23 protein-coding genes are annotated in these 24,271 nt (G+C 39.1%); 17 read left to right on the top strand and 6 right to left on the bottom strand.

The annotated features are described in order from the left end of the window. A complete protein-coding gene (locus tag A33Q_RS10965; protein WP_009034015.1) occupies positions 1-735 on the bottom strand; it encodes an LOG family protein in 735 nt (244 codons plus the stop codon). Positions 736-931: 196 nt separating this feature from the next. Between A33Q_RS10965 and A33Q_RS10960 the strand changes: the two genes are divergently transcribed. The 4 genes from A33Q_RS10960 to A33Q_RS10945 are packed head-to-tail and all read left to right on the top strand — an operon-like array spanning position 932 to position 3,069. Continuing rightward, positions 932-1,543, top strand: coding sequence for a YkgJ family cysteine cluster protein (locus tag A33Q_RS10960; RefSeq protein WP_009034014.1), 612 nt, complete (start codon positions 932-934; stop codon positions 1,541-1,543). Between the two features lie 53 nt (positions 1,544-1,596). Beyond that, positions 1,597-1,947: a phage holin family protein gene (locus tag A33Q_RS10955; protein WP_009034013.1), complete on the top strand. Its 351-nt coding sequence runs from the start codon at positions 1,597-1,599 to the stop codon at positions 1,945-1,947. After that, positions 1,944-2,312 carry a hypothetical protein gene (locus tag A33Q_RS10950; RefSeq protein WP_009034012.1) on the top strand — a complete coding sequence of 123 codons (369 nt, stop codon included), beginning with the start codon at positions 1,944-1,946 and terminating at the stop codon, positions 2,310-2,312. The genes A33Q_RS10955 and A33Q_RS10950 overlap by 4 nt, the downstream gene beginning before the upstream one ends. Continuing rightward, on the top strand, positions 2,305-3,069 hold the full coding sequence (locus tag A33Q_RS10945) for a phosphoglycerol geranylgeranyltransferase (protein ID WP_009034011.1): 765 nt from the start codon (positions 2,305-2,307) through the stop codon (positions 3,067-3,069). Before A33Q_RS10950 ends, A33Q_RS10945 begins: the two co-directional genes overlap by 8 nt. Before the next feature lie 254 nt (positions 3,070-3,323). On the opposite strand, the gene pheS is transcribed toward A33Q_RS10945, so the two are convergent. Then, positions 3,324-4,352 (bottom strand): phenylalanine--tRNA ligase subunit alpha, encoded by a 1,029-nt coding sequence (gene pheS, locus A33Q_RS10940; protein WP_009034010.1) that lies wholly within the window; start codon positions 4,350-4,352, stop codon positions 3,324-3,326. Positions 4,353-4,482: 130 nt separating this feature from the next. On the opposite strand from pheS, the gene A33Q_RS10935 reads away from it, so the two are divergent. Beyond that, a complete protein-coding gene (locus A33Q_RS10935; protein ID WP_009034009.1) occupies positions 4,483-5,049 on the top strand; it encodes a fasciclin domain-containing protein in 567 nt (188 codons plus the stop codon). Positions 5,050-5,216: 167 nt separating this feature from the next. On the opposite strand, the gene A33Q_RS10930 is transcribed toward A33Q_RS10935, so the two are convergent. Beyond that, positions 5,217-5,918: a lysoplasmalogenase gene (locus A33Q_RS10930; protein WP_009034008.1), complete on the bottom strand. Its 702-nt coding sequence runs from the start codon at positions 5,916-5,918 to the stop codon at positions 5,217-5,219. A 360-nt stretch (positions 5,919-6,278) separates the two neighbouring features. Between A33Q_RS10930 and A33Q_RS10925 the strand changes: the two genes are divergently transcribed. Beyond that, positions 6,279-9,554, top strand: a complete 3,276-nt coding sequence (locus A33Q_RS10925) for a TonB-dependent receptor (protein WP_009034007.1) — start codon at positions 6,279-6,281, stop codon at positions 9,552-9,554. A 113-nt stretch (positions 9,555-9,667) separates the two neighbouring features. On the opposite strand, the gene ytxJ is transcribed toward A33Q_RS10925, so the two are convergent. Further along, the gene (gene ytxJ, locus A33Q_RS10920) at positions 9,668-10,006 is read right to left on the bottom strand and encodes a bacillithiol system redox-active protein YtxJ (protein WP_009034006.1); all 339 of its coding nucleotides are present in this window, start codon (positions 10,004-10,006) and stop codon (positions 9,668-9,670) included. 102 nt (positions 10,007-10,108) lie between these two features. Between ytxJ and A33Q_RS10915 the strand changes: the two genes are divergently transcribed. From A33Q_RS10915 to A33Q_RS10905, 3 genes are all read left to right on the top strand, one after another. Beyond that, complete coding sequence (locus tag A33Q_RS10915) at positions 10,109-11,512, top strand: DUF4403 family protein (protein WP_009034005.1); 1,404 nt, start codon at positions 10,109-10,111, stop codon at positions 11,510-11,512. Positions 11,513-11,791: 279 nt separating this feature from the next. Beyond that, on the top strand, positions 11,792-12,094 hold the full coding sequence (locus A33Q_RS10910) for a DUF6922 domain-containing protein (protein ID WP_009034004.1): 303 nt from the start codon (positions 11,792-11,794) through the stop codon (positions 12,092-12,094). Positions 12,095-12,164: 70 nt separating this feature from the next. Then, positions 12,165-12,926 (top strand): SDR family NAD(P)-dependent oxidoreductase, encoded by a 762-nt coding sequence (locus A33Q_RS10905; RefSeq protein ID WP_009034003.1) that lies wholly within the window; start codon positions 12,165-12,167, stop codon positions 12,924-12,926. Positions 12,927-13,458: 532 nt separating this feature from the next. Here the strand turns inward: A33Q_RS10905 and A33Q_RS10900 are convergent. Then, positions 13,459-14,544: a serine hydrolase domain-containing protein gene (locus tag A33Q_RS10900; protein ID WP_009034002.1), complete on the bottom strand. Its 1,086-nt coding sequence runs from the start codon at positions 14,542-14,544 to the stop codon at positions 13,459-13,461. Between the two features lie 226 nt (positions 14,545-14,770). Here A33Q_RS10900 and cysQ point away from each other — a divergent pair, with 226 nt between their 5' ends. Next, positions 14,771-15,547 carry a 3'(2'),5'-bisphosphate nucleotidase CysQ gene (gene cysQ, locus A33Q_RS10895; RefSeq protein WP_009034001.1) on the top strand — a complete coding sequence of 259 codons (777 nt, stop codon included), beginning with the start codon at positions 14,771-14,773 and terminating at the stop codon, positions 15,545-15,547. Between the two features lie 57 nt (positions 15,548-15,604). After that, a complete protein-coding gene (locus A33Q_RS10890; RefSeq protein ID WP_009034000.1) occupies positions 15,605-15,811 on the top strand; it encodes a sensor histidine kinase in 207 nt (68 codons plus the stop codon). A 22-nt stretch (positions 15,812-15,833) separates the two neighbouring features. On the opposite strand, the gene A33Q_RS10885 is transcribed toward A33Q_RS10890, so the two are convergent. Beyond that, positions 15,834-16,568, bottom strand: a complete 735-nt coding sequence (locus A33Q_RS10885; protein ID WP_009033999.1) for a response regulator — start codon at positions 16,566-16,568, stop codon at positions 15,834-15,836. Positions 16,569-17,082: 514 nt separating this feature from the next. Here A33Q_RS10885 and A33Q_RS10880 point away from each other — a divergent pair. The 6 genes from A33Q_RS10880 to A33Q_RS10855 all read left to right on the top strand — a co-directional run bounded on the left by A33Q_RS10880 (position 17,083) and on the right by A33Q_RS10855 (position 24,123). Beyond that, the gene (locus A33Q_RS10880; RefSeq protein ID WP_009033998.1) at positions 17,083-17,850 is read left to right on the top strand and encodes a hypothetical protein; all 768 of its coding nucleotides are present in this window, start codon (positions 17,083-17,085) and stop codon (positions 17,848-17,850) included. A 447-nt stretch (positions 17,851-18,297) separates the two neighbouring features. After that, the gene (locus A33Q_RS10875) at positions 18,298-20,241 is read left to right on the top strand and encodes a tetratricopeptide repeat-containing sensor histidine kinase (RefSeq protein WP_009033997.1); all 1,944 of its coding nucleotides are present in this window, start codon (positions 18,298-18,300) and stop codon (positions 20,239-20,241) included. Between the two features lie 187 nt (positions 20,242-20,428). Beyond that, positions 20,429-21,367 carry an NAD-dependent epimerase/dehydratase family protein gene (locus A33Q_RS10870; protein ID WP_009033996.1) on the top strand — a complete coding sequence of 313 codons (939 nt, stop codon included), beginning with the start codon at positions 20,429-20,431 and terminating at the stop codon, positions 21,365-21,367. Between the two features lie 478 nt (positions 21,368-21,845). After that, positions 21,846-22,034, top strand: coding sequence for an alpha-hydroxy-acid oxidizing protein (locus A33Q_RS10865; protein WP_152527403.1), 189 nt, complete (start codon positions 21,846-21,848; stop codon positions 22,032-22,034). A gap of 80 nt (positions 22,035-22,114) precedes the next feature. Beyond that, positions 22,115-22,591, top strand: coding sequence for a TolB family protein (locus A33Q_RS10860; RefSeq protein WP_152527402.1), 477 nt, complete (start codon positions 22,115-22,117; stop codon positions 22,589-22,591). A gap of 38 nt (positions 22,592-22,629) precedes the next feature. Beyond that, complete coding sequence (locus A33Q_RS10855) at positions 22,630-24,123, top strand: S9 family peptidase (protein ID WP_009033993.1); 1,494 nt, start codon at positions 22,630-22,632, stop codon at positions 24,121-24,123. Positions 24,124-24,271: the final 148 nt, after the last annotated feature.

The following is a 24,271-nucleotide window of genomic DNA, read 5'->3' as shown; positions in this document are numbered from 1 at the left end:
TCAATAATTTGGAGTGAGTAAATATTTGCTGTAGAAATCATCAATCACTTTGACAGCTTCTGTGGCATCATCCACGAGAATAAATAGATCCAGATCCTCAGCATTGATATAGTTATACTGCTCGAGTAAGGTGCTTTTGATCCAATCCATCAGTCCTGACCAATACTCTTTTCCGACCAGCACAATAGGGAACCTGCCGATTTTGATGGTTTGTATCAAAGTCATGGCTTCAAACAATTCATCTAAGGTGCCAAAACCTCCTGGCAGGACCACAAAACCCTGAGAATACTTGGTAAACATGACCTTTCTGACGAAAAAATAATCAAACATGATCATCTTATCAGGGTCTATATAGATATTTCCTTTTGCTTCAAAGGGTAATTTGATACAAAGACCAACAGAACGCCCGTTTTCAGAGGCTGCGCCTTTATTGGCAGCTTCCATGATGCCCGGCCCGCCTCCTGTGATGACCCCATACCCATGCCTGACAAGTTTGGCAGATAACTCTTCAGCCACCTTATAATGCGGATGATCTGCCGGTGTCCTCGCTGAACCAAAGACAGAGACACAGGGGCCTATTTTTGAAAGTTTCTCGAAACCTTCTACAAACTCGGAGATTACCTTAAAAATTACCCAAGAGTCTGTACTCTTGATCTCATTCCAATCTCTTTCTTTAAAAGCTTTTCTGATTTTTTCCTCTCTTTTTTCTTCAAAATTTTCAAATCTGCTGCTCATACTGCTTCCTGTTAATGTCAAAAGATAAAGGCTTAAAAGTAAACTTTAAGCCAATAAAGATAGGATATAAACGAAGTATAATAAAAGCAGGATATGAATTTATAGATAAGAGACAAACAAATGCATGAGGCAGAGAGATTTATATTGTAAGTGAATTAAACTCTGCTTACTTTCGCAGGCTTTTATAAAATATCATATGAACTTAAGGGAAAAGTCACAGGAGGTCAGGGTTTTATTTGATGAGCTGGACCAGGAAATCAAGGCTTTTTTAGATCAGAGCCAGCTGGGCTGCATTGCAGGTTGCGGTCGCTGCTGCGCCAACCCCAAAGTCAGCGCATCTATTTTGGAGTTTTTACCCTTGGCATTTGACCTTTATGAAAAAGGCAAGGCAGAATCTGCTTTGGAGCTACTTGAGAATTCCTCGGAAAATGATTTTTGTATAGTTTATAAAAGCCTATCCGCTGATGGTGAATCAGGTTTTTGTTCGGATTATGTGAACAGAGGATTGATATGTAGGCTTTTTGGATCATCTGCCAGAGTCAATAGACTTGGAGAAAGAGAGGTTATCACCTGCAAAAAAATCAAAACAGAGAAGGCTGATCTTTATCAACATGCAGCCTTAGAAATCAAAAAGGATATGCCTGTTCCTTCCAGCTCAGGGACTTACAGGAGGCTCAATAATATCGATAGCCGTCTGGCAGAAGATCAAATGCCTATCAATCAGGCAATCCGGGCAGCTTTGGAAAAGGTGATGGACTACATGTATTACTTTGAAAACCAGGAACCGGAAGCTGCTGAAAATTTTTGATGCCAGCTTTTTGCTGTATATTGGAAGCATCATTTCAAAAAAAATAGCTTTTTATGATCAATGTTTCTGAAATAGTTCAAACCATCAAACAGCTTGTAGAGGTACGTATTGAGCTGATCAAGGATGAATTGAGTGACCGGGTTTCTGCCATCATGACCAAAATCGTGATTCTGATTACTATGGTTATTGCCTCCTTGCTCATGTTGCTCTTCGCCAGTATTTCTTTGGCCTTTTATCTGAGTGAACTGTTTTATTCTACCTACAAGGGGTTTTTATATGTGGCTGTCATTTACCTGTTGCTCTTTTTTCTGCTGCTATTCATCAAAGATGCTAGGGGCTTGATCAATGGGATCAAGCAGTTTGTTACCGGTTTTGTTTTCGGAAGAAAATCTAAAAAACAATGAAAGAGGACCTGAAGAAAAAAGCTGAAGAACTTGAGCAGACACTGGGGATGCAGCTAAGCTTGGCTAAAAAAGAGTCTGAGGATTGGGTCAAGGTAGGTGCAGGCGTTCTTTTAGGAGGTGTAGTAGCTTTTACATTTATCAGAATACTTTCCGGGAAAAAGAATAAAAAGACAGAGAAAGCTCTTCAGATCCTTGAGAGGGAAGGACTATTGGACGAGGAAATTGAAAAGAGACTGACTTCAAAGCAAAAGTCAGGCTTCATGAGCAGATTTGGGGCATTATTGCTGCCTATTTTGATCAGCTATGGCAAACAGCAGTTTTTGGATCAAATGTCCAAAAAAGAAGGACATTCAGAAGATGAATAAGCTGATAAGCGATAAATTAGCTTTAATAAACCAATCCGGGAAAAAGGCTTTGGCATGGTTGATTGATCCCGATGATTTCAAATCCGAAAGGGAATTCAGCGAAAAACTTGAGCTTGTTTCCAGAGCTAATGTTGATTTTTTTTTCTTGGGCGGTAGCTTGATTCAAAGAAATAACATCCATGAAATCATACAGCTCATAAAAAGTAAGCACACTCAAATACCTGTAATTCTATTTCCCGGCAGTGCCATACAGTTTTCTCCTGAAGCTGATGGGATTTTGTTTTTATCCCTGATTTCCGGAAGAAATCCCGAACTGCTTATTGGGCAGCACGTCAGCATAGCTCCTGAATTGGCGAAAAGTGACATTGAAGTACTTCCCACGGGCTATTTGCTGATAGATGGGGGCGAAAAAACAGCCGTCCACTATGTGAGTCAGACCATTCCATTACCCAATCACCATCCCGAACTCGCCGTCGCGACTGCTTTAGCAGGGAAGTTTTTGGGATTGAAATATTTTTATCTGGATGCAGGGAGCGGTGCCCCAGACCCTGTGTCCTCTGAAATTATTAAAGCTGTGAAAAATGCTATCCAGGCTCCCTTGTTTGTGGGAGGAGGACTGAACTCTTTGGAAAAAATTAAACTAGCCTATCAGTCAGGTGCTGATCTGGTAGTGCTTGGCAATGCAGTAGTACAAAATATGGAGCTTTTAGAAGAGGTTTCCTCATTTTTAGAAATCGTACATGTTAGAGTCAATTAACAACTCTTAGCTACAAAGACGCTAACACACAAAGAGTTTCCCAAGTTTTATGTGGTTATTCTTTTGTCACAAAGAAGCAATTAAAGGAATGAGCCACAAAGACCCAAAGACCCAAAGGATTCGCTAAGTCCAGGTTCAAATATCTACCAGTATCTAATATCTATAAATATCAATTTTTACGCTTCGTCTAGATTACTGTCCCCAATTACCGAAACTTCAAAAGTGCTTCGTGATTTTCTTCGTGGCAAACACGCTTATACCATAGACCTGAACTGTTTCAGAAACCGTACGTCGTTTTCAGTGAAGAGCCTTAAATCCTTGATTTGGTATTTGAGCATAGCTATCCGCTCAATACCCATTCCAAAAGCAAAGCCTGTATATTTCTTGGAGTCGATGCCACAGTTTTCCAATACATTCGGATCCACCATTCCTGAACCTCCGATTTCTACCCATCCGGTGCCTTTGCAGACATTACAGCCTTTTCCTCCGCAAAGTTGGCAGGAAATATCTATCTCAGCACTGGGTTCTGTGAATGGGAAAAAGGAAGGACGGAACCTCACTTTGGTTTCCTTACCGAACATCTCCTTGGCGAAATGATAAAGCGTATTTTTCAAATCTGCAAATCCTACGTTTTCATCCACGTATAGACCTTCTACTTGATGGAAAATGCAATGGGCTCTTGCTGAGATGGCTTCATTTCTAAAGACCCTACCTGGTGATAAAGTCCGGATGGGAGGTTTTTGATTTTCCATAACCCTTACCTGCACAGAGGAAGTGTGGGTTCTCAAGGCTATATCCGGATTTTTTTCTATAAAGAAAGTATCCTGCATCTCCCTGGCTGGATGGTTTTCAGGGAAGTTGAGTGCTGTAAAGTTATGCCAGTCGTCTTCTATTTCCGGTCCTTCAGAAAGATTGAAACCTATTCTTTCAAAGATCTCAATGATACGTTGACGGGTTGCGGTCAAAGGGTGCACTCCGCCAGCTGAAATATTGCTTGGGGGTAAGGTCAGGTCCAGATCACTGGACTTGGACTTGGTTGAGGAGCTGTTTACTTTTTCTATCAGTTCCTGAAACTTTGCCTCTGCCAATTGCTTGACCTCGTTGACTGTTTGTCCATAGGCTTTTTTCTGCTCATTGGGGATATCCCTCATGCCTGCGAAAAGCTCTCCTACAACTGACTTTTTACTGATATATTTCATTCGGTAAGCCTCAAGTTCATCGGCATTCGTTGCGTCTGCGGCAGCAATGGATGACTTGATAGCTTCGATTTTTTCCTGATGCATGTTTTGGTTTTTTTTATCAGAGGCACAAATCTAAAACAATTGCCCGTAAATACATTTTTTTGATCTTCCAAAATCCAATCTATGGAACATATCCGTAAATCCAACCATAACATTTAAACCAATATTATTTATGAAAACCATGAGATTCTTTCAATTTGCCATTTTGGCCATGTTTGTACTGAATGCTTTTACAGCTTTCGGTCAAAAAGAAAAAACAGTAGAAGTGGGTGGAGCACCCATGTACCCTTCTAAAAACATTGTGGAAAACGCAGTGAACTCTAAAGACCACACTACTTTGGTAGCAGCAGTACAGGCTGCAGGCTTAGTGGAAACTTTACAATCTGCAGGTCCATTTACAGTGTTTGCGCCTACCAATGCAGCTTTCGAAAAACTACCTGCCGGTACCGTGGAGACTTTGGTGAAGCCTGAAAACAAAAACACCTTGACCAACATCCTTACCTACCATGTAGTAGCAGGGAAATTCGGGTCCAAAGAAATCGCAGAAGCAATCAAAAAAGGAAACGGTAAAGCTACTTTCAAAACAGTCAGTGGTGGTGAGTTGACTGCATGGATGAAAGGAAAAGACCTTTATATCTCGGACGAAAGCGGTAACCAATCCAAAGTGACCATAGGAGATGTATTCCAGTCTAATGGTGTGATCCATGTCATAGACACTGTGGTACTTCCAAAGGGGTAATTAGGGTTTTGATTCCTGATTTGTAAAAGTAGAGTAAGAAGGATCAAGCCTGCCAGGTTCCGGGCCAACATAAGCCTATTTATGTCAGTTCAGCAAGAAACCTGGCAGGCTTTTTTTAATTCAAACCTGACAAGATTATTTTAAAGGCCACTCTGATGAGTGGTTTTTTATTTTTTTGCCACTTTATATTCCTGACCATGTGCCATGATGCCTCGGATTATTAGAAACTGGGCGAATATATAAGTGCCCATTACCAAGACTCCGGCTTCTGGAAATGAGGAGTAAAACATATTCAAAGCAAGAATTCCATCTGAAATCAAAAAGAATATACCTCCTATAAATACCTGCCAAAAGCTTATTGCATTGGTTTTGCCGAACCTTTCCCTCGCCACAGTGGCCATAAGGACAATCACGATCAGATATATGATTACGGGGATTTTCATATTACCTAGCCCCGGATTGATAAGGAAGTAAACAAAAGCGGCGATGAAATATATGGGGAGGTTGTAGAAGAAGAGTTGGATGAAGTTTACATTTCCAATAGCAAATGGATTGATCTGAGCAATTTTAAAGGAAAATATATAGCATAAGTGTGCCATCAGGAAAGCGCCTAGACCATAGAGGAACAAGTTGGGAAAAAGAAGCAGAACATCACCGGCCCAAGAGAAAAGGAGTGCGGCACTGATTGCTTTTCTCAATGTGGTTCCTTTGATGGCTACAGAAGATGTGATGAAATAGCCCCATAAGGAAAGGATTATCAGAGGCTTTGAAAAATATCTCAGGTCGGATTCTCCATTGGCTGTAAAAAGTATATCCAATATACTGACCAACAAAAAAACATATAACAAAAGTATATTTCTTTTTTTCATAATTGTAATGTGTTTTGTTGCTAAATATAGGGAGATAATACCCCAAAACTTCCGATTTTTACACAAAGTTTGTAGTTAACATTCCCATAAAGATTTCTTAACATAAAAAATGTCAGGAAAAATTAATTTCGAATTTGACCCCAAATTATTAGATTTAAACCGATTGAAAAGGCTGAAATAGGGGATAAATGAAATTTCCTTCGCATTCCAATGTTAAGAAATTGTTAAGTAACGCTGTGAATAAATGTTAAAACTTAACAATTCCTAAAATAAAAACTTGGATAAGACCTCTACATTTGTACTCGGAAAACAAATCTTATTTCTAAACTATATTTCAATTTTCCACAAAAAACAAAAATTATGAGGCAATCATTACTAAAGAGTCTTTTTGCAGTGTTGATGCTGGTCTTTGCGGCCGGTACAGCATATTCGCAAGGGGTTACGACTGCTAGCATGCAGGGTACTGTCACGGATGATTCCGGAGAGACACTTCCCGGTGCTAACATTGTGGCGGTTCACACGCCGTCAGGAACTAGATACGGAGCGGTTTCCAACGTGGACGGACGTTTCGTTCTACCGAATGTAAGGGTAGGTGGTCCTTACACGGTTACTGTTACATTTGTTGGTTTTGAAGACAGAGTTTTTGATAATATTAATTTGTCTCTGGGACAAAATTATAATATCAATGCTGTGATGACTGACGGCATGGAGCTACAAGCTGTGGAAGTTATCACAACAAAAGGTGGTATTTTGGATGCTGACCGTACTGGTGCAGCGCTTAATTTAGGTAGCGAAAGAATCAATTCATTGCCTACGGTAAACAGAAGTGTGAATGACTTTACCAGATTGACTCCGCAGTCAAACGGTAATGCTTTTGCTGGAACTTCTTCCAGGTTTAACAACTTTACCATTGATGGTAACATTTATAACAACAACTTCGGACTTGGTTCAGGACAGTTTGCAGGTGGTAATCCTGTTTCTCTTGATGCTATTGAAGAGATTCAGGTAAACCTTGCTCCTTATGATGTAAGACAGGGTGGATTTACTGGAGCTGGTGTAAATGCTATTACAAGATCTGGTGATAATACTTTCAAAGGTTCTGCTTATTATTTCTTAAGAAATGACCAGATGCAGGGTACTAAAATCGGAGAGAACTTCATTCCTCAAAATGATGCCAGAAACGAAATTATGGGCTTTAGATTGGGTGGTCCAATCATCAAAGACAAATTGTTCTTCTTCGTTAATTATGAGACTGAAACAGAATTAAGCCCTTCTATCTTAAGAAGAGCTGCCAGAGATGGAGAAACTCCTGATGGTCAGTTTATTTCAAGAGTTCCTTTATCAGAAGCTAACTTCGTTAGAGACAGGATAAACAGCATTTATGGTTATGATACAGGAGCTCCTGATTCTTATCCTTTCAACTCAGAACAAACAAGATTGAATGTAAGGTTGGATTATAACATTAATCAAAGCAACAAACTGACGGTAAGGTATAATGATTACAGTGCTTTTACGGATGTTCCTACAAACGGAAATTCAATCAGATATATTCAGACCAGGTATTTTAATACCAATAGAACTGGAGTAGAAGGGATTAACTTCAGAAATGCAAATTATACCAATGACAGACGAGTTAGATCTGTAGTGGCTGAATTGAACTCCAGAATTGGCTCTAATATGTCCAATCAATTGAATATTGGTTATACAGCAGTAACTGATCCAAGAAGAGGTATTCCAGGTGGTCAGAACTTCCCGTTTGTAGAGGTACTTGAACCAGACGATGCAGGAAACCTTTTGTACTACATGTCAATGGGTAATGAGTTATTTACAGTAGGAAACCTATTGGAAAACAACATCCTTAACATCACCAATAATTTCTCTTTATTCAAAGGAAAACACACATATACATTTGGTGGTAACTTCGAGTATATGACATTCGATAATGCCTTTAACCCAACTTTCAACGGGTTCTACAGATTTATCGGTTATGACAATTTTGTAGAGGCTGTCATTAACAGAAATCCCAATGTTTACCCTGATGCTTTTGCTAAAGGTTTTGCATTGGATGGATCCACCACTCCTCCAACCGATGCTACTCGATTCGGCCAGTTAGGCTTCTATGTACAGGATGAATACCAAGTAACTCCACAATTGAAAGTTACAGGTGGCTTGAGAGTCGATCTTCCATTCTACCCAATTGATATTCCTCAGAATGAGTTGTTAAATGACTTGAACAAGACATTCACTGCTCCTGATGGATCTACTTTTACCCCTGATGTCTCCGTGTTCCCTAAGGTAAATCCTTTGTTTTCTCCAAGAGTCGGTGTAAACTGGGATGTTAATGGTGATAGATCTACTGTAATTAGAGGTGGTACAGGTGTATTCTCAGGACGTATTCCTTTTGTATGGTTGTCAAACCAGGTTAATGGTTCTGGTGTGATCAGAGGTGGTTATGGGCTTGAAGGTCAGGAAGTGATTGATGCAGGAATTACTTTCAATCCTGATGTTACTGCTTACAACCCTGAAAACCCAGGTCAGACATTGTCAAATGAGCTAAACCTGACTGACAGAAACTTCAGATTGCCTCAAGTATGGAGAACTAACTTAGGTGTGGATAAGCAGTTGCCATTTGGAATTATTGGAGCATTTGACTTCATCTACTCAAGAGATGTGACTACCCCGATTGCCAACAATTTGGTTTTGAGAGATCCTGATGGAACTTTGAATGGTCCTGATCAAAGACCTTTTTGGACTACACAGCCAGGACTGGCAGGTTACTCTAATGATCCTGATTTCCGAAATGCTTTCTTCCTGACCAATGCCAACAGAAGGGCAGACTATATCTCAGGAACTGTAAGTTTGGAAAAAATCTTTGAAGGTGGTTTCTACACAAGTGTTGCCTACACGCTTTCTAGAGCTAGAGATTTGGATGCAGCAGGAGGTTCTCAGGCTATTTCTTTATGGCCTTCAATTGTGCAGACTGACAGAAACAATCCAGAGCTAGGCTTTGCACAACATGATCAGCCTCAAAGATTGATCGCTAACTTATCATATACTACCAAAAACACGACTATCTCCATGTTCTACGAAGGTGGTAATGCTGGTAGATGGAGCTATACTTATGCAGGCAACTTTGGAGATGCATCTAACAGATTACTTTATGTTCCAAACTCTGCAAGTGAATTGAATTTTGAGCAGTTTACTTTAAATGACGTGGTTTATACTCCTCAGCTTCAAGCTCAATTGTTCGATGCTTTCATCGATCAAGATGCAGTATTGAGCCAGAACAGAGGTAGCGTCTTAGACAGAAATGCTGGCCTAAGGCCATGGGTTCATACATTTGATTTGAGCTTTATCCAAAGAGTTAATGTCACAAAAGATGACAAAAACAGGTTGGAATTCAGACTTGACTTTATGAACGTGGGTAACTTGTTGAACTCTGAGTGGGGTGTACCTCAAATTGAGTGGCAAAGAAACCCTTTGAACTTCATAAGAAGAAATGAAAACAACGAGCCAGTTTACAGAATCACTACTAACCCTGGTACTTCTGAAATCATCAATGATACTTTCAGACTTTCAAACAGCATTGCTAACGTTTGGAGAATGCAAGTGGGTGTGAGATATTCTTTTAACTAAGAATAACATGTAACAAAAAAAACGCTGGGTATTTACCTGGCGTTTTTTCAATATAAAAACCTGATGTATTTAATTGCATCAGGTTTTTTGATTTTAAAAGTATTGAAAGGGAATTATTCGGCTTCTGCCATAATATCCCCATAATTGATCCCCATATGGCTATTGTCGTATACGGCTTTTCCGTCTTTGATCAGGATGACCTGAGGAGATTGATGGTAAACCCCAAATTGTTCTGCAATTTTATTTGATATTTCTCTGTAGCTGATAAGGTCCAAGTAGTAAGCTTTTACTTTTTCGGAGTCCTTAGACTTCCAGTTTCGGCTCAGGCGATTGAGTGCCATGCTACTGATGGAACAGCTGGTGGAGTGTTTGAAAATCAATACAGGCTTGCTCTTGCTTTCTTCAATGATTTCCTCTAGTTGGAGGAGGTTTTCAATTTTATCCCAATTCATCTCTTAATATTTCTTAATTCAAGTAAGGGATTAATAAATTTGGCCTAAAAATAGTTCCTTTACAGTGAAGACTTCACGGATTACAATCCAAGCTGCATATAAATGATAAATTTTACCACCAGAATATTTTATATTCTTATTATCCTCTCCTTTTTCTCTTGTAGAAGCATTAGACCGGACCGTCCACCTGCTGTCAGTGAATTGCAAATTGCTCCTCAGGCTGTCTCCAAGATCAATGTGCCTGTGGTTATTCCCCTCTCTTTTTTGCAGGACAATCTGAATAAAGAAGTAGGAAGCAAACTGTTTGCCGATCGGGGATTGGATCTTGGGTCAGGTCTGACGGCAGACTTGGATATCAACCGAACGGGCTTGCTCAGTATACGGGCAGAGGAAAACAACCTGATCAAAGTTAAAGTGCCCATGAATGCCAGAGGTGACCTCAAAATAGAAAAGCGGGTCTTTGGACAAAACCTCTCGACCAATTTTCCTTTCAATGAAAACCTGGCTCCAGAAATCAGCTTTAGACCCGAAATCGCAACAGATTGGCAGCTTAATGTAAGAAATATAGATATAGACAATTGGGGCAGATCCCTCAGCTACAACCTGCTAGGTTTTGAAATCAATCTGGAGCCTTTGGTGAAAAAGCAGTTGAAAAACGTGCTTGACAACCAGCTCAAAGCTGCAAACCTGACCAGTTTTGACTTTAAAGAGATAGCCCAATCTACTTGGGATGCTTTTTCTGAACCTTATACGATTGAAGAAGCAGGGATCACAGCACATTTTTATTCCGTCCCCAAGCGTATTTCAATTAAGGAAGAGTTTACCCAAGACCAAAACCTTGTCCTGTACATGGGAATAGAGGGAGAGATGCATTCTAAACTGGGACAAAAGCCAGATGTGGCCAAAACAGCCCTTCCTCCAATTTCCAAAGTAGCCGAAAATGACAATTACCTTGATTTGGTTTTGCCTTTGAAAATTCCCTATTCCGATTTGGATGCATACCTGAATGAGACCTTTGATGGTCAGCAGATAAGAACCAACAAAAATACGGTATTGCTTCCTACCAATCTGAGAACCCAGCAGTTTGGCGACAATACCCTGCTCAGTATGGACTTTGTAGCCATTAGAGACAATAAAAATGACATCAGCGGAAGGATGTTCTTTGTCGGAAAGCCGGAATATGATGAAGAGAGCCAGACTTTGGTTTTTACCGACCCAAAGTTTGATGTGGACACAGGCGATTTTTTGACTAACTTGGGTATCAGGCTACGCAAAGGGAAAGTACAGAGACAGATCAAAAAAATGGCTGTATTAGCTATAGGAGATATTATGGACAGTGCTAAAAATGAACTTCAAAGTCAAGGCAATATCACTACTGACTTTGCGGATTTCAGTATTGTTCATCCCGATCTGAAAATCGAAGGGATCTATCCCGATGAGGAAGCCATCACCGTTCATATTAGGGCTTTGGGAGAGGTTGACGTGAGGTTGAAAAAGTGGGAGTGATTAATTGTGTAATTGTTGAATTGATTAACTGATGAGGTAGGAGTTGTTAAGGTGTAAATAAAAGGAGGAAGGATGAGAAGTGAGAGACAAGAGACAAGAATCAAGAGTCAAAGTTTGCCTCGGGAGATACGAGAGGCTAGAAGCGAGAGACGAGAAACAAAGCCTGCCCTGAGTATCGGGGAAATGAGATGGGCTTGGAAATAAGTGAAAAGGTAAGATAATCGGACAGCCTCGTAAATCGCATATCGTATTTCGTAATTTTAAAAAAACTTGAATCAAATGGGACATAAAGAAAAACCGGTATTCGAAAAAAGGATTTTTTGGGATGTGCACTTTGAAAACCTGGACTATGATGCCAAGGCTAAGTTTGTCATTGAGCGTGTGTTTGAGCGGGGAGATGTGCCGGATATCAGAAATTGCAGGCGCTACTATGGTGATGAAAAAATCTCAGAGGTGCTTTTAAATGCTAAATTCCTCCCCGAAACAAGGATGTATTTCGCTGCAGCTGTAATCGATAAGCCTATAACTGAATTCAGATGCTACAAATTGAGACAGTCAAACCCGGAACTTTTTCCTTATTAAAGGACAAACTTGGAAGTCAGTGAAAAAATCTATCCAGAAAAAGGTCAGAGAATACCTTCAATAAGCCACTATGAAACTTAAAGATCAGGTTTTTATCATTACAGGAGCTACTTCAGGAATGGGAAGGGCGATAGCCATAAAGTTTGCCAAAGAAGGGGCCAAAATGATTTTGGGCGGTAGAAATGAAGAAAGGGGTATGTTTCTCCTCAATGAAATCACAGGATTGGGTGCTAAAGCTTTTTTCCTCTCTGGGGACGTGGCCGAGGAATCTTACAATCAGAACTTGGTTAAAACCGCTTTAGAAAAATTTGGCAAAATTGACGGGATATCCATCAATGCAGGTACCCTTGGACTGGGTGCGTTGACAGAATTGCCTTCAGAAAGCTGGCACAGAACTTTTGCTGTCAATGTTGATGCAGCATTTTACCTGTTGAAGGCAGGATTACCGGAATTGAAAAAAAGCAATAAGGCCAATGTACTTATCAATGGGTCAATTGCGGCATTTAAAAATTTCCCGAACCACCCGGCTTATTGTGCTTCCAAAGCGGCCCTTGTGGCTTTAGCCAAACAGACAGCAGTAGATTATGCACCTGAAGTAAGGGTCAACTGCATTTGTCCGGGCCCTGTAGATACACCGTTTATCCATGCGTCTGCGGTAGCCTTTCCGGACCCTGAAAAAGCCGTGGAAGATGCTGGGAAAAACACCCCACTCCAAAGGTTGGGGCGACCGGAAGATGTAGCCAACTTAGCACTTTTTCTAGCATCTGAAGATGCATCTTGGATTACCGGAGCCGTCTACACCATTGATGGAGGGGCAATGGTTAAAAGCTAGGATTTTCTTATGTGATTTTTGTATGCTTTTCCCGATTTTCGGGACAAGTCGTGGTTCAATTTTTTCTTAGTTTATGCTAAGTTATTAACATTGACATTTACGGAAAGAGAATGACAGTTGGGGTACGTCATCCTGAATCGGAGCTTGCGGAGATGAAGGATCTCCTCTCTTTAAAAGTAGGAGATTCTTCACTACGTTCAGAATGACGATCCCTCCATATCTGTCATTGGTAGAAAGGAAGAATCGCCCATAGTTTAGGAGATGCCCCGCAATGCTGTGGGACAGGCTTTCGACTCCGCAAGCTCCGCTTCCAATGCCAAATAGCTATTTCTCGCTGCGACCTCGCTGCGCACGCTGCGTGAAACCATTTGTCATTTGATTATCTGTAAATGCCAAATTTTAAAATCTCAGCATGACACGTAATTTTGTCATTACCCTTTCTGAACTTTCCCCTAAATGTTAAATTCTCAGGGTGACGTATTACTAAGATTTATGTCAATGGTAGGTGTAAAATGTCTGGCCGAAACAAGTTTTACCATTTTTTCAATACCTCCAAGGCTTCCTCTATCAATTGGTCTTTGTAAGGATGGGCATTGTTGTTGAGTAATATCAAGGTCTTTTGCTGATCGATCAGGCGGATGATTTTGGTTTTGTATCCCGGATTATCTCCATCATGAGAGACAATTTTCCCCACTTGATCATCATCGCTGATGTCCCAACCAAAACCGTAATTGCTTTCACTTCCATCGTTTAACTTCATGGGTGAAAAAGCTTCATCAAGCGTTTTTTTTGAAACCAATTGCTCAGTGTAAAGTGCCTGATCCCATTTCAAGAGATCCTGTGCTGTACTACTGACCCTGCCCGGACCTTTCCTGTTGCCCAGCCATACAGTATAGTCGGAATCGTGAAATTTATTGGCGTTGACATAATTTCGATCTTCGTCCTTCAGGTGACCGGCAGCAAAATTTGAGGTTTCTGCCTTTTCTTCCAGCGTACGGATGCCCGTATCATACATCTCCAGTGGTTCAAAAATCCATTTTTTGGAAAGGTCAATAAAGTCTTCACCCGTCACTTTTTCTACTATGCTGGCCAAAAAAACATAGGCAGTATTGCTGTATTCGTAGCGCTCACCTGGCTGAAATAACATGGGAGGATTGTATTCCCGAAGGTATTCCAAGATATCCTCGTTTCCTGCCACCTTACTTTTATCCCAATGCTCATCCATTACTTCCTGATAGTCCGGCAAACCAGAGGTATGGGTAAAAAGGTGCCTGATGCTTATACCCGAGTAGGGGACATCCAAGTATTTGTCCATGGGGTCATCAAATTGCAACATGCCTTTTTCCTGGCACATCATTACCATCATGGCGGTAAACTGTTTGGAGACCGAGGCCATTTCAAAAATATCCGTGGTCAGTAGTTCTACCTCATTTTCAAAATTCCTGTATCCTACTGCTTCTTCAAAAAAAGCTCCTCCCTGTTCTGCCAATAGCAATACACCGGAAAAACCCTCTGTTCCTGCTTTTTCAAAAATGCGTTTGATTGTCTCTGTTTTTTCTTGAGCCTTGACCGAAAACACTAGAGAGATGGCAATTATTGGGAAAATCAATTTTTTCATAGTCATCATTTAAAACTAACCTGTGCGTCTAGCCCTACTTTGTCATCTTACAAAATGACAAGAAAAAACCTGCCAGGTTTTTTTGACACGATAAATTTCAAAACTGATTTAGCTCATAAACCTGGCAGGTTTGACCTAATCTGCTACTTTGACAAGGTAAGACTAAATATTATTCAAAATACTGATTAGCTTGGGGATTAGAAAATATTCCTTTAAAATAGTATTGATGCCTCATCTTGAATTTGACCTTGAAGCTGTAAAGAAAACTGCCGTACAGGCCGGGAAAGTGATTTTAGAGTATTATCAAAAGACCGACCTTGGATTGGAATTGAAGTCGGATCAATCACCTCTGACTTTGGCAGATAAGGCTGCCCATAAAGTCATCATGGAAGGATTAGCCAATACCGGAATACCCATACTGTCTGAGGAGGGTGAAAAAATCCCTTTTCAGAACCGCAAAAACTGGGGTTATTTTTGGATGGTGGACCCATTGGACGGGACCAAGGAGTTTGTTAAAAGAAATGGGGAATTTACCGTCAATATTGCTTTGATAGATAATGGAAAAGCCGTTTTTGGAGTGGTATATGCCCCTGTTCTTGGGGATTTGTATTGGGGAAAAGTCGGAAATGGGGCTTGGAAAAGAGATGCATTTGGGGCAGTTCAAGCCATACAGGCAAGTGGCGTCCAAACCGTCAACCGGATAGTGGCCAGCCGTTCTCATCTCAACGAAGCTACCCGGGAGTTTCTCGCAAACTACCCTGAAGCCGAACTGGTCAGCATGGGTTCATCATTGAAATTACTTCTTGTGGCCGAAGGGAAAGCCCAACTTTACCCAAGGCCTGCACCGACCATGGAGTGGGATACCGCTGCTGCACATGCTATAGTTAATGCTGCTGGAGGAAAGGTCCTGAAATGGGGACTTGATGAAGAACTGGAATATAATAAGGAAGATTTATTGAACCCTTGGTTTGTGGTGACGAAGATATTAGATTTAAGAATTTAGATTTGAAACCATTAGTTACTGTTTTAACTAATAATTTAAAAAAATAAAATTCAGATCATGATCTCGGATAACGGTCCAGGCATTCCTGATCACATTAAAGAAAAAATCTTCCAGCCCTTTTTCACGACCAAGCCGGCAGGACAGGGAACCGGATTAGGGTTGAGTCTGAGTTATGATATTGTGAAGGCACATGGTGGGGAGATTAGGGTGGAAAGCTTTTCTGGGGAAATTGGGACAGTATTTACCATCTCCTTGCCTAAATGAACACCTTTTTAGCGGATTCTCTTTATAACTTCCTTATACTTTTCATCAGATCATCTTTATACATCTTACTGATTGGGATGATCTTTCTATTGATTTCTAAATAGTGTTCAGAAACAGCATCGAGTTTTTTGAGATTTACTACAAATGACCTGTGAACTCTCAAAAAAGACTTATCCATCACTTTTTCACAAAATGTATTTAAAGTATTCACCAAAATGTAATGCTCCTTGGAAGTATAAATATTACAGTAGTTTCTATCCGCCTCGACATAATGAATATCTTCTAGCATCAGTTTAATCAATTTACCATTGTTTCTGATAAATATCCTATCCTCCATACTTTCAACCAAGGTATTGTGCTCTGATGAAATATGATGGTGATCCTTAATTTTATCTACCACCAAAGCAATCGTCCTTTCTAAGTTCAGTTTGTTGAAAGGCTTCGAAATAAAGGCGTAGGGATGGGTTTCTTTGGCTTTTTGAAAAGACACTTCATCTGTATTTGCAGTAAGATAAATCAAGGCAACATCACTTTCTTCTTGAATTATCCTGGCGGTTTGAATTCCATTAATCTCACCCTTCAAATTAATATCCATCAAAATAATGTCAGGATGATTTTCTTTGTTATGATTGATTGCATCTTCCCCTCGAGACTCAATACCAGTCACTTCATAACCCAATTTAGAAAGTTGGAGAGAAATGTTTGCAGCAATGATCATATCATCCTCTACGATCAAAATTTTGATGCTTTTACTCATGCTAATTTCTTCTAATAAAATTCTAAATATACCTCTGTCAAAGTCAATATAGCCTCAAATTGTTTGATCAATAAACTTATCAATCGGATGGCTAACTCAGTGCCTTTATCTTATTTTTAATTTTTGAACTCCAATTCCATCTTTTGTGATTGAAAAAGCTTTCAAGAGTCATTCTGAATGTCGTATTAACTGATTCAATTCAATCATAGTAATCAGACACATGGACATGAGTCTCAACAAAAAATTGCTGATACTCATAATTTTCGTAATCAAAAGAAAGTTTAGCAATCAGCATATTTGGTGAAAAAGCAGAATACTAATTAAAACCATATTATTATTTAAATATAGTAATATAAATGTTTTTTAAAATCAATTTATTTCATTTTAAAATCTTTTCGAAAAGAAAAAAAAGGCGTTGGGACAATAAACAAGCTCATTCGTCCCTGATGTTTTTTAAATCGAATTTAATTCATAGAAATTTCAATCATTATTAAAACCACTTCAAACAAAGAATATGAAAACACTTTTGAATTATTTATTAAAAACCTCTTTGGGAATAGCTCTTTTTACGATCCTAATTCCCTTTGCCGTAGCACAGGAAGTGCTGCGTGGTCCTCTAGTGTCAATGACTGAATTCACTGTCAAGCCTGGACATGAAATGCAGTTCCGCGAAGGAGTGAAAGCTTGGAAGGCCTGTTATCTTGAAAACAATGGAGATTGGACTTGGAACATGTGGAGCAGACAACAAGGAGAAGGCAATGTGTATGTATTGGCATCTCAAATGCTGAATTGGGCAGAGATGGATAAAACTGATGAGCAAGGAAAAAATTGTCAGTTGCTGGCCATGAACATGATCAATCCACATATTGAAAAGGCTACAAACCACATTTCACAGCTTCAACTTGATGTAAGTAACGCAAATCCTTTAGATGGAGAAATCATCCAAGTGGGATTGTACAAAGTAAATCCTACTAATGGCTACAAAATGATGGAAGTAGTAAAAGAGGTAGAGGCTATCCGAAAAAAGGCAGGAAAGGACATAAGGGGATATTGGTATACTTGGTTAACAGCAGACCCTGAAAGTCCCAATTATCACGTTATAACAGCCTACAAGGATTTTGCAGCCATGGATATTGTACAAGAAGGAGTTTGGGAAACGGTGGAAAAAGAAGCAGGCAAGACCAAGCGAGATGAACTACAGGCCGCATTCAGATCCGCTTTGGAAAGTAGCTGGTCTTATGTGTACAAATTGGATAAAGAAATCAGTAGAACATCAAAATAACATCTATGAAATTTGATCCCTGTTGAACACCAAAGTTCGATATTAAATTAATCCCTTAAATGATTTTTAATCAAATAGCTGGGTTTGGGCAAAATATTATTGCCAAAACCCAGCTTGTTTATAGCCTTTTATTTATTAACACAAACAAATACAAACACAATTAATACGCTCCAAAATTCCAATTTTTTTATATTGAAGTTTAAATAAAAAAATCATCTTGCTGATAATTAAACAGTTAAAAAGAAATTTTAATTAATTTTTCAAGAATAAAGTGAAACTGATTTGGTTATAAATTTCAAAAACAAAGGCATCTTTAAATGAAAAGAGAAAAAAACTATTTGTAATCCTAAAAAATTCACCTACGCTTTTTTACTATATTTATCAATTCGCCATTGAAGCGTTATTTAAGCCCATAATGAGTTTCACCCACGCAATCAACAAACTCAAATGAAAACCCCTTTATTTTTCATTCTTTTTCTCTTAATAACCAAAACCACTGCTCAAAGTCTCTCTACTGAGCAGGTTGTTGCTTTGAGCAAAAGCTACCAAGAAAAGGGATTATATTTTAGAGAAATGCCCCATTTTGATCGAGATAGCACAGTTTATTATTTTGATAAAGCAACAGCTTTACTTCAAAATAGTGAACCCCTTCAATACAAGATTTTGGCAGAATTGTACCGTGACATCACTGATAGAGCCAATCGATCGCATAATTTTATAGTTGTAGATTCGCTCGCACCGATTGGCTGGTCCTACTATGAAAAAATCCCTGACGACCAAAAAGATAAAGTGTTAGGTTATGATTTGTTGATCAATTGGGCTTTGATCAAAATTATCAGAGGTGAACCAAAACCTGGGCTTGAGCTATTTGAAAAAGCCATGAATTTGCTTAAAGATGATCCCCGACCTGAAATTCAGCTCAAGGTTTTGAATAATAAAGGAAGATTCTATTATCAATATGGATTGCCTGAAGAAGAAGAAATAGGAATTCAATATCTCAAGGAGAGTATGAATGGTTATCTGCATTCAGATTACCCGGAAAAAAGAGAAGCCTTAGTAGTTGCCTATAAACTTTTGACTTATCATTTTGGAAATTCAAATCCAGATTCTACTGACTTTTATATGGATCGATTTCAAGAGCTCCTACCTGAGCTGACCAATCCCTTTCATCATGCTTGGTACTATTACTCCATAGGAAATAACTTAATTGATAAGGGCAAATTTTTAGAAGCAAAACCCTACCTGATTGAAAACATAAAACTTTTGGAGGACTATAACTTGACTACTATTGATACTTATCAATTTTCACATTCCCGTTTGGGCGACATTGCTAAAGAAGAAGGCAAATATGATGATGCAATTGCCTATTATCAAAAAGCTAAGAATTCCTCTATTGCAATCGACACAAAATCAAATACGGCCTATTTTATCATGAAATTATATAGCGTTTATGAACAAATGGGCGACTACAAAAAAGCACTTGAACACTACATTGAGTATTCTGAAGCTAACAATATTATCGAAGTAGAAAGAAACGAAAGAAGCCTTCGCGAAAGTGAATTACAGGTGAATCTTCTCCAACAGGACAAAGAGCTGATCGCCCAACAACAAGAACAAACCATTTATATTGTTGCTCTTTTTATAGGTACACTATTGCTCGGGCTTTTATATAGAAATTATAGGCTAAAACAAAGGAGCAATCAAAAATTAGAAGTACTGAATGGAGAATTAGCTCAAAAAAATACATTGCTTGACAAGCGTAATGCAGAAAATGAATTGCTATTGAGGGAGATTCATCATCGAGTGAAAAACAATATGGAAGTCGTGTCAAGCTTATTGCAACTACAGTCCTCTCAGATAAATGATCCATCGGTACAAGAGGCCATGATTTCCAGCCAAAACAGAGTTCACTCCATGGGGATCATTCACCAAAAACTCTATCAGGGAGAGCACCTTTCTTCGATTGAAATGCGTGATTATTTTATCAATTTGAGTGAAAACATCTTAGACTCTTTCAATGCCAGTGGTAAAATCAAAGTGGAGTGTAACATGGCGAAATTAATTCTTGATGTAGACACAGCAATTTCTATTGGTCTGATTACAAATGAGCTATTGACAAACTCTCTAAAGTATGCTTTTGAGGGAAAAGATTCAGGAACGATCAAAATCAGTTTAAGCCCTATCTCCAACGAAGAGGAAGATGAAGTTGATCTTCAGCTGATCATCAGGGATGATGGTATTGGGAAAGCGGACAATCAACCCTCCAAAGGGACTGGGTTTGGCACCCAGCTTGTCGATCTCTTAACGAGGCAATTGGGTGGAAAATTGACTTACGAAAACAATAATGGAACAGTAGTTTCTTTGCTTTTTAAGAAAACAAATATTGCTTAACTGATTTTTCATTAGCATTTAAAATCAGAATTTTTTCACATAAAAAGCAACTCCATCATTTTTCCAAAAAACACTCGGGAAGTTAATTATATCATTCGGACATTTTTTAAGCCTGTTCGTCCTTGATGGGATTCAATGTAAAAATCCAAAATGTAAATTATGGCTACATATTATAAACAAAATAAAAATGAACACTGTAGGCATTATCGGAGGCTCCGGCTTTATAGGAAGCTATAATACCCAAAAGTTCTTAAATGAAGGATACAAGGTAAAAGTATCTACCACAGACCTTTCCAAAAAAGAAAAGTATGAACATTTGCTCAGCCTCAAGAATGCTGAGAACCTTGAAATCGCTCAATTGGATGTGGAAAACAAACAGGAGCTTATGGATTTTCTGAAAGACTGTGACATTGTGATTCACGGAGGAACTCCCTTTCAATTGGATGTGAAAGACCTTCAGAAAGAACTGTTTGACCCGACCATTAAGGGAACAGAAAACTTCCTTGAAGCAGTTCTCAAGACTACCAGGATTGAAAAAGTCGTTTTCATTGCATCTGTGGCAGCATACAACACAAGCTTTCCATTTTTACCTGCAGGAAAAACTGAAGGCGAGCAAATCACCGAAGAAGATGCGCCATTTATGAGCGAAGAAGGCATTCCTTATGCCCAGGCAAAGTTTATCGCCAATCAGGCCGTTGATAAATTCATTGCCGACCACCCTGATTTAAGTTTTGAAATTACTTCTGTTTCACCGACGGGTGTAATGGGCAAATCATTATCAAACAGAAAAGATTCTACTTCGACGGGGATACAGTTTCTGTTTAAAAATAAAATTGCTCCCAATCCCTTCATTCAAATGATCTATGATGTGGATGTATTATGGGCTTTGGTAGATGTAGAAGATGTTGCCGAAGCGATTTTCAAAGCCGCTACCACCAAAAACATCCATGGGAAAAACTATCTCTTATCAGGGGAAAGTTACAGGGTATCGGATGTGACATTGATGCTCAACAATCAACCTCCAATAGGCAAGCCTGAAATTGTTTACAGCTCTGCGTTGGCAACAAAGGACTTGGGAATAGCATTTAAGCCTGTCAGTATTCCTTTGAATAACTATTCCTCCTAAGTACTGCAAATGGTTTCATGTCTGCGAACATGAGTCCAACCACAACGGGCAATTCAAGTACATCAAAACCAGGCTCCCTGGAGGAAAATTCAGTAGGGGGTAAAGGGAGATTGAAATTTAATATTTATAAAAACGACTTTACTCAACTTTGTCAAATTTAAAGAGCGGTTCGACAATTCACATTTCTATTCAATAATGCTACTGAATGAAGAAAATGTCCCTTTAGGGACCTAATATGGGTAAAAACAAATGATCAATCAAACGGGATTTGTGCCTTTAGGTACAACATATATCCCGTACCTAAAGGCACGGAACCCTATTAAAATTAAACTCTTACTACCCATATATAGTCCCTAAAGGGACACTTAGCCAATGTCAGAAAATAATTATTATTGAAAATTTTTAAATCAGGATTCCATAACTTGACAAGGTAGAGTTAATATGAAAAAAGTAAACCTTAACCTTATGTCTTCCTGAAATCGTGGAAGAGATTGATGGCAAGATTCCGGTTTTGATTGACGGAGGTATCAGAAGAGGAACCGATATATTCAAAGCTTTGGCTCTTGGAGCCGATGCGGTCTGTATAGGAAGGCCATATTGTTGGGGACTTTGGTCAAGAGGGCGTTTAAATCGCCTTGGACATTCTCAAGGGGGAGTTGGTCCGTAATATGCAACTTGCCGGAACTGCTTCAATTGAAAAAATTACAAGGGATTTTGTAATTGGATACTAAAAAGAATACAACAATCATGAAAACAAAACTAACTAGCATACTCTTTATCGCATTCATATCCTTTTTTTCCATTACGGTTTCAGCCCAAAAGCGTTTTGAATTAAACGATATGGATAAATTGTATACCCTATCAGATCCGCAAATCGCACCCGATGGAAAATCAATTTTGGTAGTGGTGGCAAAACCAGATACGCTTACAAATAAATTCAAATCTTCTATACATCAAGTGGATATTGCTACACAAAGCAGTCAACAACTCACCTTTGATAGGGTTTCGGTTAGTTCGCCAAAATGGTCACCATCAGGAACTCAAATGGCCTTTATTGCTGCTGATGCTGAAAAAAAATCACAAATATTTGTGCTTACCATGGCTGGTGGAGAAGCCAAACAAATTACAAACTCGCCCACTGGTGTGCTTGTGTTTAGCTGGCGACCAGATGGAAAAATGATCGCCTTTTCGCAATTTGATGAGGTGGCCAATAAAAAGAAATAGAAAAAGGCTACGATGCATTTGAGGTAAACAAGCATAGCATGTTTGTGAAAGCCAAGCCTAGTTCCACACATTTGTGGCTTATAGCAACAGATGGCGGCAAAGCAGAACGGTTAACCTCTGGTACATGGTCTCTATTTACTGGGTTTTTAATGTCAGAAATATCTTGGTCACCCGATGGCGAAAAAATAGCATTTAAGCGCTTTGAAACACCCTATTCTGGAGATCTTATTTCTACTATTAACACCGTTGATATATCAACTAAAAAAATAAACAGAATTACAACAAAAACGGTACAAAAAGATGCCATTCACCTTGAAGGTAAACCTATTTTTTCACCAGATGGCAACTCTATCTCCTATCAGTTTAACCTAAAGAACGTAGGATATGGCTCAGATATACTTTATAAGTCGCTCAATAGCAGTGAAGAGAAGAATTTAACCGCTGCAATAGACCGCTGTTTTTTTAATGCTGAATGGAGTAGCGATAGCAAAGCATTGTTTGTAGCGGCCAATGATTATAATACGGTTTCGCTTTGGATGCAACCACTAAACGGTATGGCAAAAAAAATAAGTTTAGGTAATTTGTGTATCAATGGGGCGTATGGGTATCAATTTTCGGTGGGTAAAAATAACGCAATCGCCTTAATAGCAAGCACCTCGCAATCGCCTAACGAACTCTATTATCTTTCCAACCCAGATGCAGCTCCTCAAAAATTGACCCATTTTAATAAAGAAATGGATGCATTTACTTTTGGAAAACAGGAAACAGTTTCATGGAAATCGGACCAATTTACACCTAACGGTATTCTTACTTTTCCTCCAGACTTTGACCCAAAGAAAAAATACCCATTGGTAGTTGAACCCCACGGTGGACCAAGATCTGCATCGAAGGAGACATTTAATGTTTCTGCACAATTAAAGGCAGCCCAAGGCTATATTGTTTTTCAACCTAATTATAGAGGAAGCGATAATATGGGCTATGGCTTCTCGGAAGCCATAAATGGTGATATGGGTGAAGGGCCAGGAAGAGATGTGATGCAGGGCATTAAAGAATTAAAGAAAAGACCTTATATAGACGGCAATAACATGGCAGTTACAGGCTGGTCTTACGGTGGCTTTATGACTACCTGGCTTATTGGAAACTACCAAGGCTGGAAATGTGCCGTTGCAGGTGCGGCAGTAACAGATTGGTTTGAGCAGTATACACAAAGTGATGTGGGAGCTATTTATCACTATGAGGTTGGCAATGGAAAATCCCCATTTACAGATAAAAAAGTGAAGGAAAACTGGATAAAAAACTCACCGATTACTTATGCTGAAAATGTAAAAATACCTACGCTTATCCTATCCAATACTGAAGATGAACGCGTGCCTATATCGCAATCTTATAAATATTTTAGAGTGCTTCAAGACATTGGTACAGAAACAAAATTTATGGCATTTCCTGTTTCAGGTCATTATCCGGCTGATCCTTTAAGACAAAAGGAAATACAAAAGTACATATTAGGATGGCTGGATACTTATTTAAAATAGGTGTTTACTCAACCGATTGATAATCACTTTTACAATAAATGAATCAAAGAAAAATAATTATGAAAAAATCAATTAGCTGGATTCAAAGCCAAAAGCAAAAAATTGAAGTCGCCTTTTTTTTGATTTTTTTCAAAGCTTATTACAAAAA

This window comes from Indibacter alkaliphilus LW1 (assembly GCF_000295935.2).
Lineage (GTDB): Bacteria > Bacteroidota > Bacteroidia > Cytophagales > Cyclobacteriaceae > Indibacter > Indibacter alkaliphilus.
This window is presented reverse-complemented; position numbering and strand designations above follow the sequence as displayed.

Excerpts from the sequence above, each read along its gene's own strand:
- A33Q_RS10875 (WP_009033997.1), top strand. The coding sequence starts at position 18,298 with ATGAAAACCCCTTTATTTTTCATTCTTTTTCTCTTAATAACCAAAACC.
- A33Q_RS10855 (WP_009033993.1), top strand. The coding sequence starts at position 22,630 with ATGTTTGTGAAAGCCAAGCCTAGTTCCACACATTTGTGGCTTATAGCA.
- A33Q_RS10860 (WP_152527402.1), top strand. The coding sequence starts at position 22,115 with ATGAAAACAAAACTAACTAGCATACTCTTTATCGCATTCATATCCTTT.
- A33Q_RS10900 (WP_009034002.1), bottom strand. The coding sequence starts at position 14,544 with ATGAAAAAATTGATTTTCCCAATAATTGCCATCTCTCTAGTGTTTTCG.
- A33Q_RS10910 (WP_009034004.1), top strand. The coding sequence starts at position 11,792 with ATGGGACATAAAGAAAAACCGGTATTCGAAAAAAGGATTTTTTGGGAT.
- A33Q_RS10935 (WP_009034009.1), top strand. The coding sequence starts at position 4,483 with ATGAAAACCATGAGATTCTTTCAATTTGCCATTTTGGCCATGTTTGTA.
- A33Q_RS10885 (WP_009033999.1), bottom strand. The coding sequence starts at position 16,568 with ATGAGTAAAAGCATCAAAATTTTGATCGTAGAGGATGATATGATCATT.
- A33Q_RS10915 (WP_009034005.1), top strand. The coding sequence starts at position 10,109 with ATGATAAATTTTACCACCAGAATATTTTATATTCTTATTATCCTCTCC.
- A33Q_RS10960 (WP_009034014.1), top strand. The coding sequence starts at position 932 with ATGAACTTAAGGGAAAAGTCACAGGAGGTCAGGGTTTTATTTGATGAG.
- A33Q_RS10905 (WP_009034003.1), top strand. The coding sequence starts at position 12,165 with ATGAAACTTAAAGATCAGGTTTTTATCATTACAGGAGCTACTTCAGGA.
- A33Q_RS10950 (WP_009034012.1), top strand. The coding sequence starts at position 1,944 with ATGAAAGAGGACCTGAAGAAAAAAGCTGAAGAACTTGAGCAGACACTG.
- A33Q_RS10945 (WP_009034011.1), top strand. The coding sequence starts at position 2,305 with ATGAATAAGCTGATAAGCGATAAATTAGCTTTAATAAACCAATCCGGG.
- A33Q_RS10890 (WP_009034000.1), top strand. The coding sequence starts at position 15,605 with ATGATCTCGGATAACGGTCCAGGCATTCCTGATCACATTAAAGAAAAA.
- A33Q_RS10930 (WP_009034008.1), bottom strand. The coding sequence starts at position 5,918 with ATGAAAAAAAGAAATATACTTTTGTTATATGTTTTTTTGTTGGTCAGT.
- A33Q_RS10925 (WP_009034007.1), top strand. The coding sequence starts at position 6,279 with ATGAGGCAATCATTACTAAAGAGTCTTTTTGCAGTGTTGATGCTGGTC.
- A33Q_RS10870 (WP_009033996.1), top strand. The coding sequence starts at position 20,429 with ATGAACACTGTAGGCATTATCGGAGGCTCCGGCTTTATAGGAAGCTAT.
- pheS (WP_009034010.1), bottom strand. The coding sequence starts at position 4,352 with ATGCATCAGGAAAAAATCGAAGCTATCAAGTCATCCATTGCTGCCGCA.
- A33Q_RS10880 (WP_009033998.1), top strand. The coding sequence starts at position 17,083 with ATGAAAACACTTTTGAATTATTTATTAAAAACCTCTTTGGGAATAGCT.
- A33Q_RS10955 (WP_009034013.1), top strand. The coding sequence starts at position 1,597 with ATGATCAATGTTTCTGAAATAGTTCAAACCATCAAACAGCTTGTAGAG.
- cysQ (WP_009034001.1), top strand. The coding sequence starts at position 14,771 with ATGCCTCATCTTGAATTTGACCTTGAAGCTGTAAAGAAAACTGCCGTA.
- A33Q_RS10965 (WP_009034015.1), bottom strand. The coding sequence starts at position 735 with ATGAGCAGCAGATTTGAAAATTTTGAAGAAAAAAGAGAGGAAAAAATC.
- ytxJ (WP_009034006.1), bottom strand. The coding sequence starts at position 10,006 with ATGAATTGGGATAAAATTGAAAACCTCCTCCAACTAGAGGAAATCATT.